The organism is Gymnodinialimonas sp., assembly GCF_059726805.1.
Genome location: NZ_AP041059.1, coordinates 3,825,479 through 3,841,473 on the forward strand (window position 1 = coordinate 3,825,479; position 15,995 = coordinate 3,841,473).

The 15,995-nt window shown below is 62.5% G+C and carries 15 protein-coding genes; 8 read left to right on the forward strand and 7 right to left on the reverse strand.

From position 1 onward, the window contains the following. Positions 1 to 42 precede the first annotated feature (42 nt). The 5 genes from AC6I9R_RS18650 to AC6I9R_RS18670 all read left to right on the forward strand — a co-directional run bounded on the left by AC6I9R_RS18650 (position 43) and on the right by AC6I9R_RS18670 (position 4,979). Complete coding sequence (locus AC6I9R_RS18650) at positions 43 to 1,095, forward strand: COG3904 family protein (protein WP_461428954.1); 1,053 nt, start codon at positions 43 to 45, stop codon at positions 1,093 to 1,095. After that, complete coding sequence (locus AC6I9R_RS18655) at positions 1,095 to 1,529, forward strand: hypothetical protein (RefSeq protein ID WP_461428955.1); 435 nt, start codon at positions 1,095 to 1,097, stop codon at positions 1,527 to 1,529. The genes AC6I9R_RS18650 and AC6I9R_RS18655 overlap by 1 nt, the downstream gene beginning before the upstream one ends. After that, positions 1,516 to 2,061, forward strand: a complete 546-nt coding sequence (locus AC6I9R_RS18660; protein WP_461428956.1) for a hypothetical protein — start codon at positions 1,516 to 1,518, stop codon at positions 2,059 to 2,061. The genes AC6I9R_RS18655 and AC6I9R_RS18660 overlap by 14 nt, the downstream gene beginning before the upstream one ends. A gap of 144 nt (positions 2,062 to 2,205) precedes the next feature. Continuing rightward, the gene (locus AC6I9R_RS18665) at positions 2,206 to 3,336 is read left to right on the forward strand and encodes a peptidoglycan DD-metalloendopeptidase family protein (RefSeq protein WP_461428957.1); all 1,131 of its coding nucleotides are present in this window, start codon (positions 2,206 to 2,208) and stop codon (positions 3,334 to 3,336) included. Between the two features lie 404 nt (positions 3,337 to 3,740). Next, positions 3,741 to 4,979 carry a class I SAM-dependent methyltransferase gene (locus AC6I9R_RS18670; RefSeq protein WP_461428958.1) on the forward strand — a complete coding sequence of 413 codons (1,239 nt, stop codon included), beginning with the start codon at positions 3,741 to 3,743 and terminating at the stop codon, positions 4,977 to 4,979. Positions 4,980 to 4,996: 17 nt separating this feature from the next. Here AC6I9R_RS18670 and AC6I9R_RS18675 read toward each other — a convergent pair whose 3' ends face one another. Further along, positions 4,997 to 5,674 (reverse strand): HAD-IA family hydrolase, encoded by a 678-nt coding sequence (locus AC6I9R_RS18675; RefSeq protein WP_461428959.1) that lies wholly within the window; start codon positions 5,672 to 5,674, stop codon positions 4,997 to 4,999. 219 nt (positions 5,675 to 5,893) lie between these two features. Between AC6I9R_RS18675 and carB the strand changes: the two genes are divergently transcribed. After that, on the forward strand, positions 5,894 to 9,268 hold the full coding sequence (gene carB / locus AC6I9R_RS18680; RefSeq protein ID WP_461428960.1) for a carbamoyl-phosphate synthase large subunit: 3,375 nt from the start codon (positions 5,894 to 5,896) through the stop codon (positions 9,266 to 9,268). On the opposite strand, the gene AC6I9R_RS18685 is transcribed toward carB, so the two are convergent. The 3 genes from AC6I9R_RS18685 to AC6I9R_RS18695 all read right to left on the reverse strand — a co-directional run bounded on the left by AC6I9R_RS18685 (position 9,259) and on the right by AC6I9R_RS18695 (position 11,300). Beyond that, entirely contained in the window at positions 9,259 to 9,690 is a 432-nt protein-coding gene (locus tag AC6I9R_RS18685; protein ID WP_461428961.1) for a hypothetical protein, read from the reverse strand. The two genes, carB and AC6I9R_RS18685, sit on opposite strands and share 10 nt — an antisense overlap. Before the next feature lie 20 nt (positions 9,691 to 9,710). After that, a complete protein-coding gene (locus tag AC6I9R_RS18690; RefSeq protein ID WP_461428962.1) occupies positions 9,711 to 10,628 on the reverse strand; it encodes a hypothetical protein in 918 nt (305 codons plus the stop codon). Between the two features lie 276 nt (positions 10,629 to 10,904). Further along, positions 10,905 to 11,300, reverse strand: a complete 396-nt coding sequence (locus AC6I9R_RS18695; protein ID WP_461428963.1) for a BrnA antitoxin family protein — start codon at positions 11,298 to 11,300, stop codon at positions 10,905 to 10,907. 222 nt (positions 11,301 to 11,522) lie between these two features. On the opposite strand from AC6I9R_RS18695, the gene AC6I9R_RS18700 reads away from it, so the two are divergent. After that, positions 11,523 to 12,728 (forward strand): trypsin-like serine peptidase, encoded by a 1,206-nt coding sequence (locus AC6I9R_RS18700; protein WP_461428964.1) that lies wholly within the window; start codon positions 11,523 to 11,525, stop codon positions 12,726 to 12,728. A 101-nt stretch (positions 12,729 to 12,829) separates the two neighbouring features. Next, on the forward strand, positions 12,830 to 14,032 hold the full coding sequence (locus AC6I9R_RS18705) for a trypsin-like serine peptidase (RefSeq protein ID WP_461428965.1): 1,203 nt from the start codon (positions 12,830 to 12,832) through the stop codon (positions 14,030 to 14,032). Between the two features lie 58 nt (positions 14,033 to 14,090). On the opposite strand, the gene AC6I9R_RS18710 is transcribed toward AC6I9R_RS18705, so the two are convergent. From AC6I9R_RS18710 to AC6I9R_RS18720, 3 genes are all read right to left on the reverse strand, one after another. Continuing rightward, positions 14,091 to 14,231 (reverse strand): hypothetical protein, encoded by a 141-nt coding sequence (locus AC6I9R_RS18710; RefSeq protein WP_461428966.1) that lies wholly within the window; start codon positions 14,229 to 14,231, stop codon positions 14,091 to 14,093. Between the two features lie 96 nt (positions 14,232 to 14,327). Further along, positions 14,328 to 15,686, reverse strand: a complete 1,359-nt coding sequence (gene proS, locus AC6I9R_RS18715; RefSeq protein ID WP_461428967.1) for a proline--tRNA ligase — start codon at positions 15,684 to 15,686, stop codon at positions 14,328 to 14,330. 70 nt (positions 15,687 to 15,756) lie between these two features. Then, positions 15,757 to 15,972: a hypothetical protein gene (locus AC6I9R_RS18720; RefSeq protein WP_461428968.1), complete on the reverse strand. Its 216-nt coding sequence runs from the start codon at positions 15,970 to 15,972 to the stop codon at positions 15,757 to 15,759. Positions 15,973 to 15,995: the final 23 nt, after the last annotated feature.

Genomic DNA, 15,995 nt, shown 5'->3' on the forward strand with positions numbered 1-15,995 from the left:
CAGTTGACCCTGCATCGTTGAGGCGCTCTTACTGAAGGCGTTATGAACACGGTCCCCCGTCCTTCCCGTACACGTCCCCTCGCCGTTCTGGCGATGTCTTTGGCGCTCTTTCTGGCCGGCCCCGACCCGGCGCTTGCGGTCGAGATCGAGCGGACGGGCCCGCCGCAAACGGACGTGGCAGCGGGATGTTCTCTGACCCTCACTGGCCCGATCAATCCCGGGGATGCTGCCCGGGTCGAGGCGGCACTTGATCCGCTGATCGCGGAGTTGTTCAACTACCCGTCACACTTGCTGAACGAACAAGTGGTGGTCTGCCTGGAAAGCGACGGCGGCGATTTCCTGGAAGGTCTGCGCCTGGCGCAGCTGTTCCATGAGCGCACCGTGACAACCCGGGTGTCCCCCAACAGCAGCTGCATTTCCGCCTGCGCCTTGGCGTTTATGGGCGGACGTTACGACTCCCGCTCCGGCGTCGGGTTTTCCCCTAGCCGCTACCTGCACCCTACTTCGCGGCTTGGCTTCCATGCTCCGCGCCTGATCCTGGGCGATGGAGAGGTCAACCGCGAAAGCGTCCAGCAATCCTATACCGCCGCGATCTTGTCGATCGGTTTGCTGGCGCAGAACGCACAAACCTTTGGCATTTCTACGCGGCTGATCCGCAACATCGTGCTCAACACCGGGCAATCGGTCCACTACGTGACAACGATTGATGACGTGTCCGACTACGGCCTGCGCCTTTACGGCTACGCCCCGCCGCCCCTTACGGAACAGGCACAGATCGCGGGCTGCTGGAACTCATTCCGATGGGAGTTTCGGCCCAATCAAGACCGCGAAACCCTGGATGAATTCTGGAGCTACGTCTCTCACGCCAGCCTCACACCGCAACAGTTGGTCGAGTATTACCCGTTCGACGGATCCATGTATTGCGCGCATACCGTGCAGCAATTCGGCGGCGGGTTCGCAGACAGCTTCGTGCAATCCGAAAGCTCGAACCTGGTGGACCCAAGGATCCGCATGTACCGCCCGTCCTGGGCGCGCCTGCCGGGGCCCTCGCCGATCACGGACCTTCGGCCCGGTGTCCAAAGGGACTTCTTCTGATGGCTTGGTCAAACGGCACGGTGATACGCAACGCGGCCGTTGGCACGTTGCTGACAATCCTCGCCCCCATTTCCACCGCCCACGCCCAATCCCCGCAAACCGTCCAGATGCAGGCCCTGACGTGCTTTGCCACTCACTTTGAATCATTCCGCGCCGCCACCCCGATCGACAGCATCGTTGTCGTCGATTTTGCTGCTTGCCCCGAAGTCCCCGACACCGCCACTATTCTGGAGACGATCCTGGCCCTCATGGACGCAGGCGTCGTCAACAGCCTTGGCACCATCACCTTTGCCGATGACGCCCCCAGTGATCAGCAAGTCATGGGCTTTCCCGTCGCCCAAGCTACCTGTCTGCGCGACCTAGTGGTCGCAGGATCCTTCGAGGGACAAGACGCCGTCGATCTGTCAGGCCTGAGCTGTTTTGTCGGAGACTAGCAACAAGAACCGCTCCACCTGGGAGGCGTTACTGCTGCTTTTGCTCGGCGGATTGTTGGGCGGGATCGTTGAAGAAGTGGTCGACCACCAACGCGAACTGCGCGAAAATACCCAAAGCTTCGTTGTCACCTTCAACGGTAGCTACTACGGCGCCCACCGTGACAACCTGCACCGCTTTTTCGTCTCTCCCGACACGCTGGCCGCCACCGGTGGCCAATTGACCCGAAGCCAATACGCAGACTGGATCAACGCTCAGGTCCTTGCCGACCCGGATCTGTCGGCCTCTGTCTTTGCCATTTCGGAGTTCTACCGCACACTCAACGCCTGCGCCCAAGAGCGGCGGTGTCGGCGCAGCAGCGTGGTTGATGCGTTCCAGCCCTACGCCGGCATTTACTACAACGTCTTCCATCTGGCCTTACGGCGTGCCGATTGTGATCGCGGCTTTCCGGATACTGAAACCGCAACCGCCGATATCGCGGGCCTGAGTGTGGCACCGCCCGCGCGCTGTGACAGTATCGAGCCGTTTAGCTAGGCGGTTGACGCCGCCGTGCCTAGCCAAACGGTAAGCAAGACCCCGCCAATTCTGCGCACCCCCTTTTTTTGCACGGCAATCGCGTGTATCGTGCCCCGCAAAGAGAGCGGAACGCTCCGGGTATTTGAGGAAGGTTCGAGCGCCATGCGCCTGATCACACAGTGTTTTTCCGTCCGCAGGCTGCCCCTGCTGGCGCCTTTGGTTCTTGCGGCTTGCGTCGGCGCGCCCTCGGAATGGGATTTTGACTTCCGCCCCAATGCCCCGCGCGGTGACGTGACTGTGGCCGACCGGCCAGACCCCGACAGCCGCGGGCTCATTTCCTACGACAGCTACCAAGTGGCCGTCGCGCGCCGGGGCGATACCGTTGCCGATGTGGCCACGCGGATCGGCCTGCCAGCGACAGAGCTGGCCGCGTTCAATGGCCGGACCGCGACGGATGAGTTGCGCGTGGGCGAAGTCCTCGCCCTGCCGCGCCGTGTTGATGGCGGCACGCCCGCGACGGGCAGCGGCACCGACATCGCCTCTATCGCGGGCGCCGCGATCGACCGCGCGGGCGCCACAAGCCCGGCGGCCACCGGCCCGCAATTGCCCGACGGGCAAGAGCCCGTGCGCCACCGCATCGCCCGGGGCGAAACCGCCTATTCCGTGGCCCGCCTCTATGGCGTCTCGGTGCGGAGCCTGGCGGAATGGAACGGGCTGGGGCCGGATCTGGCGGTGCGCGAAGGCCAGTTCCTGCTGATCCCCATCGTGATCGAAACGGTGGAAGCCGCCGATGACAGCCGACCCGGCGACAGTGTCGCGCCGCTGCCGCCGTCGGCTGCCAACCCGCTGCCCGGCAGCATCGAAACGGCCGCCCTGCCGGACCTGCAAGGGGCCGGCACCGGAACCCCCGCCCCCGCCCCGGCGGCGGTGACCCCGGCGCAAAGCTCGGCACCGTTGATCCGGCCCGTGGAAGGCGCCGTCGTGCGCGGCTATGGGTCCGGCAACGAGGGCATCGATATCGGGGCCTCGGCGGGCACGCCCGTGCGCGCGGCAGCCGATGGCACCGTCGCGGCGATCACCCAGGATACGGATCAGGTGCCGATCCTGGTGATCCGTCATTCGGGCGGGTTGCTGACGGTCTACGCCAACATCCAGAACATCGCCGTGTCGCGCGGGGATCGGATCAGCCAGGGCCAGACCGTGGCGCAAGTGGGCGGCGGCGACCCGTCGTTCCTGCATTTCGAGGTCCGGCGCGGGTTTGAGGCGGTCAATCCGGCAGAGTTTCTGCCATAAGACCCTGCGGGTCCGTTCCCGGTCGCTGCGCTCCCTCGGGCCGGCAGAGTTTCTGCCGTAAGACCCTGCGGGCCTGTGCGCGGTCGCTGCGCTCCCTCGGGCCGGCAGAGTTTCTGCCGTAAGACCCTGCGGGCCTGTGCGCGGTCGCTGCGCTCCCTCGGGCCGGCAGAGTTCCTGCCGTAAGACCCTGCGGGTCCGCGCCCGGTCGCTGCGCTCCCTCACGCTGGCGCGCCCGCCTTCGGCGCGCGCGCGGTGGCCCCTTCGGGGCCCAGTGCCGCAAGATCCAGGCCCGGCTTTTTCCTGCCGATGTCTGCGCCGGATCAATGCGTCCTTTTGCCAATTGTGCCAGCATTGGGCATACTCACAACGCAAAATCGATGCGTAGATCGTCAGGGAGACCGTTCATGTGGGACTGGATTCTAGACAGAATGATGCGGGATTTCGTACAGCGCGGGACGCTGTCGCTGACCTTTCCCGATGGGACACGCCGCACTTACGGCGGTGGAGAGGCCCCTCAAATCGACGTCACATTCCATGACAAGGCGATCCCCCGGCGCCTTGTGATCAACACCGACCTCGCCGTCGGCGAAAGCTATATGGACGGCACCCTGACCATCGCCGATGACGATCTGGAGGGGTTCCTGCGCCTTGCCACGATGAACGCCGCGCTCGGCGACACCGTCTGGTGGCGCGCCCTGTCGGCGCGGCTCTTCAAGGCGCGCCGCCTGTTTGATCAGTGGAACCCGATCCACAAGGCGCGCGCCAATGTGGCGCATCATTACGACCTGTCCTCAGACCTCTATGATCTGTTCCTGGACGAAGACCGCCAGTATTCCTGCGCCTACTTCAGCGATCCTGACCTGAGCCTCGACGCCGCCCAGGAGGCCAAGAAGCACCACATCGCGCGCAAGCTGCTGCTCAAGCCCGGCATGCGCGTGCTGGAGATCGGCTGCGGCTGGGGCGGCATGGCGCTCACGCTGGCGCGCGACTACGACGTCCATGTTCTGGGCGTCACCCTCAGCGAGGAACAGCACCGCTCCGCGACTCAGCGCGCCGAAGCCGCGGGCCTGCAGGACCGCGTCACCTTCCGCCTGCAGGATTACCGCGATGTCACCGGGCAGTTTGACCGCGTCGTCTCCATCGGGATGTTCGAACACGTCGGCACGCCGCATTTCCGCGAGTATTTCCGCAACGTCCACGACCGGCTGACAGACGACGGCGTGGCCCTGATCCATTCCATCGGCCGCGCCTATCCGCCCGGCCACACCAGCCCTTGGATCCAGAAATACATCTTCCCCGGCGGCTATTGCCCGTCCCTGTCAGAAATGGCCGCGGCGGTGGAGAAGGAAGACCTCTACCCCACGGATATCGAGGTCTGGCGGCTGCACTACGCCGAAACCCTGCGCCACTGGCATGACCGTTTCACCGCCCGCGAAGCCGAGGCCGAGGCGCTTTTTGACGCCCGCTTCTGCCGCATGTGGCGCTACTACCTGAAGGCCGCCGAAACCACCTTCCGCCACAATCGCCAATGCGTGTTCCAGTTCCAGATGGCGCGCCGACAAGACGCCGTGCCCCTGACGCGCGACTACCTCTACGCCGACCGCGACCCTAGCCGCACCCAAGACGACGTCGCCGCCCAGTAACCCCCCGCGCGCAACGCCTAGCCCGCGCGGCCCAGCCCAAAGAACGCGGGCTCCAACCGCTCCACCACGCGGACCTCTGCCGGAAACCTCCGGCCGATGGCCTCCGCGCCCACGAACCCCACGCAGGCCACGCCCGCAGCCAAGGCGGCCTCTGCGCTCTCGGGCGTATCCTCAATCGCAATGGCCTCGTCGGGCGATAGCCCAAGCTGGCTTAAGGCCACCTGGTAGATCTCTGGATCAGGCTTGCTGTGCGCCACCAACCCGCGATTGCCGATGAAGGCAAAGGCCTCCTCTCGCAAGGCCTCTCCCAACCCCTCAAACAGCAGATCAACCGTCTCTGCCCCGGTGGAGGTCGCAAAGCCCAGCGCCACCCCCTCTGCCCTTGCGCAGGCCACCACGGCCTCCACGCCGGGGCGCAACTCCAACCCCTCTGCCAGCGCGCGCGCCCGGAAATGCGCGACCTTGGCCTCGTGGATCAACGCCGCATCCACCTCCTGCCCCTTGTCGCGCGCATAATCTTCAATCCGCCGCGCCCCGCCGGGGGTGCGCAACAACCGCGCATAGTCTTCCCTCCCCCACTCCCAATCCAACCCCGCATCCTCAAAGGCCGCATTAAACGACCTGCGCTGCATGTCAGAGGTTTCAACAAGCGTGCCGATGGCACCAAACAAAATGGCCTTGGGGGGCGTGGTCATGGGAAACTCCGCAGGTCAGGGGTATGTCGTGGCAGTCAAACGTAGGCCGATGCCGCCCGGTTCCCAAAAAACCTCCCCCTGGCCGTGCATCGCCCCGGCCCAAAGTTTGCGCGTCCCGCCCCTTCCGCCCTTGCGCCCCACGGCCTCCCGACTATAACGCCACAAGTTTGTCCGAGCGCCCCTTCGGGGCGACAGTTTGCGCACATGTTGGGGGCTACCATGCCAAAAAGATCAGACATCAACTCGATCATGATCATCGGTGCGGGGCCCATTGTCATCGGGCAGGCCTGCGAATTTGACTACTCCGGCGCGCAAGCCTGTAAAGCGCTGCGGGAAGAGGGCTACCGGGTGATCCTCGTCAACTCCAACCCCGCCACCATCATGACGGACCCGGAACTGGCCGACGCCACCTACATTGAGCCCATCACCCCCGAAGTTGTCGCCAAGATTATCGAGAAGGAACGCCCCGATGCGCTGCTCCCCACCATGGGCGGGCAGACCGGGCTGAACACGTCCCTGGCGCTCGAAGAAATGGGCGTTTTGGAAAAATTCGGGGTCGAGATGATCGGCGCCAAGCGTCCCGCCATCGAGATGGCCGAGGATCGCAAACTGTTCCGCGAGGCGATGGACCGGATTGGCTTGGAAAACCCCAAAGCCACCATCATCACCGCCCCCAAGGGCGAGGACGGCAAGTTCGACATCAACGCCGGTCTGCAAGAGGCCATCGCCGCCATCGAATACGTGGGCCTGCCCGCCATCATCCGCCCCGCCTTTACCCTCGGCGGCACCGGCGGCGGCGTGGCCTACAACCGCGAGCAGTATGAATTCTTCTGCCGCTCGGGCATGGAAGCCTCCCCCATGGCGCAGATCCTGGTGGATGAATCGCTTCTGGGCTGGAAAGAGTTTGAGATGGAGGTGGTGCGCGACAAGGCCGACAACGCCATCATCGTCTGCGCCATTGAGAACGTGGACCCGATGGGCGTCCACACGGGCGACAGCATCACCGTGGCCCCCGCGCTCACGCTCACCGACAAGGAATACCAGATCATGCGCAACGGCTCGATTGCCGTGTTGCGTGAGATCGGCGTCGAGACCGGCGGCTCCAACGTCCAATGGGCGATGAACCCCGCCGATGGCCGTATGGTCGTGATCGAGATGAACCCCCGTGTCTCTCGTTCCTCCGCGCTGGCCTCCAAGGCCACCGGCTTCCCCATCGCCAAGATCGCCGCGAAGCTGGCCGTGGGCTACACGCTGGACGAGCTGGACAACGACATCACCAAGGTCACGCCCGCCTCCTTTGAGCCCACAATCGACTACGTCGTCACCAAAATCCCCCGCTTCGCGTTCGAGAAATTCCCAGGGTCTGAACCGCACCTGACCACCGCGATGAAATCCGTGGGCGAGGCCATGGCCATTGGCCGCTCCTTCCACGAGTCGATGCAAAAGGCGCTGGCGTCGATGGAAACCGGCCTGACCGGCTTTGACGAAATCGAGATCCCCGGCGTGTCTGCCGATCTCTGGTCGAAGGCCGCCGACGAAGACACCGCCTCGATCACCAAGGCCCTCGCCCTGCAAACCCCCGACCGCATCCGCGTCATCGCCCAGGCGATGCGCCACGGGTTGAGCGACGATGCCATCCACGCGTCGACCCGCTTTGACCCCTGGTTCCTCGCCCGCATCCGCGAGATCGTCGACGAAGAAGCCCGCATCCGCGCGCGCGGCATGTTGGCCACCGAGGCAGAGTTCCGGCACGTCAAGATGATGGGCTTCACCGACGCCCGCCTCGCCACCCTGACCGGCCTCAAGGAACACGAGATCCGTCGCGCCCGCATCGGCGCGGGCGTCGTGGCCCAGTTCAAGCGCATCGACACCTGCGCCGCCGAGTTCGAGGCGCAGACCCCCTACATGTATTCCACCTACGAGACGCCCGTGATGGGCGAGGCGGAATGCGAAGCGCGCCCGTCAGATGCCAAAAAGGTCGTCATCCTCGGCGGTGGCCCCAACCGCATCGGCCAGGGCATCGAGTTCGACTATTGCTGTTGCCACGCCTGCTTCGCGCTATCGGACGCGGGCTATGAGACCATCATGGTCAACTGCAACCCCGAGACGGTCTCCACCGACTACGACACCTCGGACCGCCTCTATTTCGAGCCGCTCTCGCTGGAGCACACGCTGGAAATCCTGCGCGTGGAGCAGGAACGCGGCACGCTCCACGGTGTCATCGTCCAATTCGGCGGCCAGACGCCCCTCAAACTCGCCAACGCGCTGGAAGAGGCCGGGATCCCGATCCTCGGCACCACGCCCGACGCCATCGACCTCGCCGAAGATCGCGAGCGTTTCCAACAGCTTGTCCAGCGCCTGGGCCTCAAGCAGCCCGACAACGCCATCGCCACAACCGACGAAGAAGCCAAGCAAGCCGCCGAGGCGCTCGGCTACCCGCTGGTCATCCGCCCCTCCTACGTGCTGGGGGGCCGCGCGATGGAAATCGTCAGCGACGCGGCACAGTTGAACCGCTACATCCGCGACGCCGTGGTCGTCTCGGGCGACAGCCCGGTGCTCCTCGACAGCTACCTCGACGGCGCCACAGAAGTGGACGTCGACGCGCTCTGTGACGGTGACGCCGTCCACGTCGCGGGCATCATGCAGCACATCGAAGAGGCGGGCGTGCATTCCGGCGACAGCGCCTGCTCGCTCCCGCCCCACACCCTCTCGGCTGACGTGCAAAACCGCATCATCGCCCAGACCGAGGCCTTGGCGAAGGCGCTCAACGTTGTCGGCCTGATGAACATCCAGTTCGCGGTCAAAACCAACGTGGACGGCGGCGACGACATCTACCTGATCGAGGTGAACCCCCGCGCCTCGCGCACCGTGCCGTTCGTGGCGAAGGCCACCGATTCCGCCATCGCCTCCATCGCCGCGCGGCTGATGGCGGGCGAAAAACTGGCCGACTTCCCCACCGCAACGCCCCATGTGCCGGTGGACGAGGACACGCCGATCATCCCCGGCGACCCCATGGCGCTGGCCGATTTCCGCACGCCCTGGTTCTCGGTGAAAGAGGCCGTCCTGCCCTTTGCCCGCTTCCCCGGCGTCGACACACTTCTGTCGCCCGAAATGCGCTCCACCGGCGAGGTCATGGGCTGGGACCGCACCTTCCCCCGCGCGTTCCTCAAGGCGCAACTGGGCGCAGGCGTGTCCCTGCCCGAAACCGGCACGGCGTTTCTCTCGATCAAGGAGGCCGACAAAACGGTCGAACTGGTGGAGACGGCGCAAATGCTCAAAACCCTCGGCTTCCACATCCTAGCCACCTCCGGCACCGCCCGTTTCCTGGCGGACGCGGGCATCGAAAGCGAGCTGGTCAACAAACAATACGAGGGCGGAAGGACCATCGTCGACATCCTCAAGGACGGCGGCGTGCAGCTGGTGATGAACACGACTGAGGGCGCCCAGGCCGTCGAGGACTCGCGGAGCATGCGGTCGGTGACCCTGATGGACAAGATCCCGTACTTCACGACCTTGGCAGGGTCCCACGCGGCGGCCCAGGCGATGGTGAGCGCACGGGAAGGCGAGACTGTTGTGCGGGCACTTCAGGGTTGAGGCGATGTTCTTACCAGCAGCAGCAGCAACCTTGCAACCACAGCTAAGGCGCCTTGAAACGCAGCAAGCAACAGCAAATAGAACCATATGAAGTCCCAATTCTGCATATTTGAAATTAGGGTCCGCCCCCAAGCGAACATACCAAATGTTAGGAATAAGATAACTAGAGCTCGTGACGTCAAATAACGACGAGCACGATCACCCAACACAATTCTCTTCTCACCCTCGATCGGCTCATCTAAAGATTTAGCAATTGGAACCAATAAGAGATCAACCAAAAGAATGGAAACAATCGGAATACCGAGCATTATGGCCGTAGGCATGTGCTGTACCCAGGAGGTTTCTGAAAAAGTAGGCATCATCCATTTGAACGGATAAACGATTAAGGCACTTAACACGTAAGCTAAAGCAGTGCGCAACATCTTATCTTACCTTATTGATTCTAAAAAAAGGTAACCCCAATTCGAGTTGCTTCAATGACTACATCGCCATCAAGAACGAATAATGATACTTGAGATGGAGCGCCAAATACCAACGAAAAATTAAAGAACCCAGGCTCAATTTCAGATGTTTCATCGAGCAGAATAATTGCATAGCGACCGCTATCAATTTCGGGTTCAAAGTCAGCGACATTTAGACTTAGATCGCTGCTGAGATCTTGCAGCGCAAACACCGGCTGTTCTAGTAAATCATTGGATAAGTGTCGAACTATTGGTTCATCTGAACTTTCCAACAAACTTACTAGCAGCAAAATCTCAGAACTCCCTTCACCTGAAGAAACAGTGAAGTCCCACCCGGTAGAGCCCATTTCTGCGACGAGAGTCGTGGCGTAATCCTGAACGCTACCGTCTACTCCCCGACTGCGCCCGATGCGAAAAAGATAGTAACCGCGGGCCAGCCAATCAAGAAACCTGTTTTCGCATTGATCATACCAACCCTGGTCGCAAAATACCTCGGTAGGAATCCGGCGATTTATTACTGTTCGATTAAATTCGATTCGTGACGCAAGGGTAGTGCGAGGCATATCCACCGCCGGCTGACCTGTGCCGCGGAAAAACACCTCTTCACGAAAAATGCATTTTCCTCCCTCAAGCGGCCGGCTCTCGCCAGAGCCAAAGCGAATTGCAGACCAAATAACTACCGACGGTTCATCGGAACTATTGCAAATTTGGTGGTACAATCCATTTGGAGAACTCCTTAGGTATGTATCGAACTCATGTCCGGGCACCTCCGCTGGTTGATACGTTGGTGTCAGTTGCTGCCAACCTTCAGGTAGAGACTGCGCGACTACGGCACCGGAAACGACTAAGAACAGACATACTGATGGTGCTATCTTTAAGTTTCGTTCTGGAAATTTCAATGTGACTAACCCCAAGGATGATTACTTTTGACAACGAGAGCATAGTTTAAAGTATCCCACTCTCCAACCCGAGCGCCGTCCCGCGCCCATCGCGCAATGCAATGCGTACAGCTGTTATCCCCCAATGACTTGACGTGCTCCACTGCGGTACTTTTTGTGGTCCGCATAGTAATCAAAAAAACAAATGGGGTCAGCATCGGCAGAACCAAGCATTCACGCTAGCCTACGATCGTTACCAGAAAAAATTCTCATCGACAGCCTCTTTTCAGCTGTTCTTCAACCCTCCCCCCGCGCCCGCGCCATGTCTCCCCACTGGGGCTTGTCGCGCCCCTCAAACATCGGGTCGCGAAACATGTCTAGCGTATCGTCTCCCTGCAGCAGCCCCATCAGTTTGGCGTGCATGAACGACCGCAGCACCGCGTTCATCCTCGGTTGATACCCCGGCCCCATCGAGCGGAACCACTTCACCACGTCCGTATCCAGCCGCACGGTCACGCGGGTCGTCCCGGCCTCTCGCTTGGTCGAAAGGTCGTGCCAGGCCAGCGGCACGCGGCCGTTCAAAGCGATGGCGTTGTGCATGTCGTATTCAAACCGGCGCATGGCATCGACCATGTAGAAGTGGTGAAAGCGCTCGGTCTTGGTGGGGGACTTGTCGGTGAATTTCGGTCGCATCTGTCTGGTCCATGAAGCTTCGGGTCCGGGCAGGTTCCCACAAATCTCTTAAAATTTGATGGATGCGGTGGCGGTGTACGGGCTGTGTACAGGCTGTGTACGGATGTCACTGGAGGTTTTCCCGTCCCCGTTTCGCCAACATTCCCCGCAAACCCTACCTTGCCCCAACGCCCCCCGAGCCCCTACCTTTACCTCCAGACCCACCCAATCGGAGGCCCCTTCATGCGCCACCTCACCCTTGCCGCCGCCCTCATCGCGGCCCCTCTCGCCCCTGCCGTGGCCCAAGACACGTCCCTGAACCCGACGTTCGGGATCCAGGACCTGCAGGCCGGCTTCGCCAATGATCCCAACTGGATTTACCTGCTGGCAGGCGGTGACGTGCAGCGCTCGTTCACCGATGCGATTTCGGGCGATGTGTGCCGGGGCTTTTTTGCCAATGCCCCCGATTATCGCATGGTCTATCAGGCCAATGGCGATCCCCTGTCGATCACGGCTGAGTCCCACGATGATCCCGTGCTGCTGATCAACGGCCCCGACGGGCGCTGGTATTGCAACGATGATACCCATGGCCTCGACAGCGCGGTGACCTTCGCCAATGCCCAAAGCGGGACCTATGACATCTGGGTCGGCACCTATGGCGATCCCCAGGGCGACTATCCGGGCGCGCAGCTGTCGTTCACGGCGTTGGAACCGTTCGAGGCGCAGATCCGCCGTTCGTTCTTTGGCAATGACGACCGGCTGGTCATGGACGTCACGCAGGCGCCCTGGAACATGATCGGCTATGTAGAGATGCAATCGGGCAGCTGCACGGGCACGCTGATCGGGCCCAATATCGTGCTGACGGGCGGGCATTGCATTGCCAACCTGGGCGAGCAGGACAATCCGCCGATCCGCTTCAGCGCCGGGTATCAGAACGGGGCCTCCGTCGCCTCGGCGGGCGTGACCAGCTACCATGTGCCCGAGCTGTGGCGCCTGGCCGAGCAGGAGGGGATGGACTTCGCCTTCTTCTACCTCGACCAACCCCTGGGCGACCGTCTGGGCTGGATGAACATCGGCACGCTCACACCGCAGGAGATCGCGGGATACGCCAATGGCACGGGGCCGGACATCCTGCAGGCGGGCTATAGCGCCGACCGCCCCGGCATCCTGACGGGCAACCTCAGCTGCCCGTTTGTGGAGCTGGGTCGCCAGAACACCCTTGTGCATCAATGTGATACGGTGCAGGGCGACAGCGGCTCGCCGCTGTTTGTCCAGGACCCGAACGGCTACCGGATCATCGGCGTGGAATCCTACACCGACTTCCGCCCCGAGCTGGAGTTCGACATCAACGTCGCGATGTATATCGGCAATATCGTGGCCGAGTATCAGGCCCTGACCAACACCGCCCCGGCGGCCACCGCGGCCGTGCCCGCCCCGGTGACGAAGTAACGCCCGGCTGCGGCGGGTCGATTGATCTGCCGCAGCCCCTTGCCGCGTTCCGCCGCTGTGCTTAGCCTCCCCCGGGCACAAGCCATTTGACGGACAACCCCATGCATTCCTCACTTTTCATCGCTCTGCCCACTGCCGTTTTCCTGACAACGGCCCTCGCCGCACAGGCGCAGGACGCGAACCTGCCCCCCACCTTTGGCGAGATTGCCTTGGTGACGAACTTCCAACCGGACCCGCACCGCACGACGCTTCAGGCGGGGGGGACGAACCAGGGCCAGTTCACCGACAGCCGCACCGGCGACACCTGCCGGGGCTTCTTTGCCGAGGCCCCTGACCTGCGACTGCAATTCACCGATGGGGACTTCGGCTTTCCCTTGTCGATCTATGTGGAGGCCGGGGCCGACACGGTCATGCTGATCAACGGCCCCGACGGCGCCTGGCATTGCAACGATGACACCGTCAACCTGAACCCCGCGATCAACTTTGAAACGCCGCTCGGCGGTCAGTACGACATCTGGATCGGCACCTACGAGAATACGGCCCCCAATTACCCAACCGCCGACGTGTTGATCACCGAACTGGGCCCGCCGGAAGTCAACTTCGACCGCGCGTTCTTCGGCAACGACGACCGCGTCATCATCGATGCCGCCACCGCGCCCTGGAACATGATTGGTTTCGTGGACCTGTCGGAAGCCAGCTGCACCGGCACCCTGATCGGCCCCTCCCTGATCCTGACCTCGGCCCATTGCATCATCGAGGAAGGCGTCGTCGACACGCTGCCGGTTGAATTCCTCGCCGGGTTCCAGAACGGCGCCCATGTCGCGCGCTCCGGCGTGACCGGCTTCTATGCGGCAGAGGGGTACATCAACGGCGAGCAGGAAGGCACGGACTACGCCTTTATCGCGCTGTCGCAGCCTTTGGGCGGTCAACTGGGCTGGATGGACGTGGGCCTTTTGACCCCGCAGCAAGTCGCCGAAATGTCCCAGGGGCGCGGCCCGGCCATCATGCAGGCGGGCTACAGCTATGACCAGCAGGGCGTGATGACCGGCAACCTTGCCTGCCCATTCATCGAGCTTGCACCCGAAAATGTCCTGGAACATGAATGCGATACGCTGCAAGGCGACAGCGGCTCGCCGCTGTTCATCGAGAATGGGGGCAGGTTCCAGATCATCGGTGTGGAAAGCCGCACCGACCCGCAGCCCGAAGAGGACTTCGACCGCAACGTCGCGATGTATGTGGATTATGTGCTGAGGGATCTGGCGCGCCTGCAATCGGGCGAGATTTTCCTGACGCCCGTGCCGTGACGGAAAACGGCGCCGAACGAAGGCTCGGCGCCGGAAATGTCAGACCGAAGAAGCGGCCTCAGTTGGTGCAGATGACCTGCCCGTAGGCGTCGTAAGAGCAATGGGCCGGAAGGTCGTAGACGTCCGGTTGCACCGGCGCCACGGGAACACACGCCGAGAGGACGGCAAGCAAAGCGAGGGGAATGAGAAGTTTTGTCATAAGGGGTCCTTTGTTGAATAACGAAAACGTTACCCGCCCCTCTTCGATTCTCAAAGTCCGGATTTCCCAACCTTTTTCAACGGCTTGCCGCCGGGTTTAGACGCCCGCATTCACCGGCTTATGGGCCGCGTAGATCTCTGCCACGCGGGCCACGGCGGCCTCCGGCGTCATCTCTTCGCTGTCGCCCGTGCGGCGGCTGGTCAGCTCCACCACGCCGTTCTTCAGGCCGCGCGGCCCCACGGTGATCCGCCACGGCAGGCCGATCAGGTCCATCGTGGCGAACTTGCCGCCCGCCCGCTCATTCCGGTCATCGTAAAGCGGCTCCAGCCCGGCGGCTTCCAGCGCTTTTTCCAGGGCCTCACAGGCGGCATCGGCCTCCGCATCGCCCTGCTTGAGGTTGACGATCCCGCAATGGAACGGCGTCACGCCTTCGGGCCAGATGATGCCCTTATCATCATGGGACGCCTCGATGATCGCGCCCAACAGACGGCTCACGCCAATCCCGTGGGATCCCATGTGCAGCGGCACGCGCTCGCCCTCGTCGTTCTGGACATGGGCGCCCATCTTCTCGGAATACTCGGTGCCGAAATAGAAGATCTGACCCACCTCGATTCCCCGGGCAGAGCGCTGGCGATCTGCGGGCACGGCGGCAAACTCTGCCTCATCGTGGGTCTCGTCGGTGCGGGCATAGCGCGAGGTGAACTCGGTCAGCACCTCGGCGCATTGGTCCCAATTGTCATAGTCGATCTCGCGATCGCCGAACTTCAGATCGGTGATCTCGGCGTCATAGAACACCTCCGACTCGCCGGTCTCGGCCAACACAAGGAACTCGTGCGTGTAATCGCCGCCAATGGGGCCAGAGTCCGCCCGCATCGGGATCGCCTGCAGGCCCATCCGCTCGTACGTGCGCAGGTAGGACACCAGGTGGCGGTTGTAGGCGTGCAGCGCCGCCTCTTTCGTCAGGTCAAAGTTGTAGCCGTCCTTCATCAGGAACTCGCGGCCCCGCATCACGCCAAACCGGGGGCGCACCTCGTCGCGGAACTTCCACTGGATGTGGTAGAGCGTCAGCGGCAGCGATTTGTAGGACGTCACGAAGGTGCCCACCATGTCGGTGATCATCTCTTCATTGGTGGGACCGTAGAGCATATCGCGGTCATGGCGGTCCTTGAGGCGCAGCATCTCGGGGCCATAGGCGTCATAGCGCCCGGATTTCTGCCACAACTCGGCCGATTGCAGGGTCGGCATCAGCATCGGGATGTGACCCGCGCGGATCTGCTCCTCGTGGACGATCCGTTCGATGTTTTTCAGAACTTTGTAGCCCAACGGCAGCCAGGAATAGATCCCCGCGCTGGACTGCTTGATCATGCCCGCGCGCAGCATCAAGCGATGGCTGACGATCTGCGCCTCGGCGGGCGTTTCTTTGAGGACGGGCAGGAAGTAGCGGCTGAGGCGCATGGGATGGGACCTTGGGAAAAGACTGGTCCCGACGGTCTACGCCAAAGGGTTTTGCCTCACAAGCGCGGGATCAGATGTCGTGCTCGCCTTCGGCGGTGCCCACGAAAGGCGAGCGAACCGGCCCCGAAACGATGTCGTTGACCGGGCGTTCAACGGTGCGCAGGTCGGTGCCCGCGGTGCCGTTGCGCGTCTCGGCCTGGGCCGAGCGGACGCCGATGACAGCGGCCATGATGCAGGCAAGGATAAGGACGATCAGGGTGACGGACAGCATGTTCATGGTGGACATTGGGCAGCTCCTTCTCTCTCTCA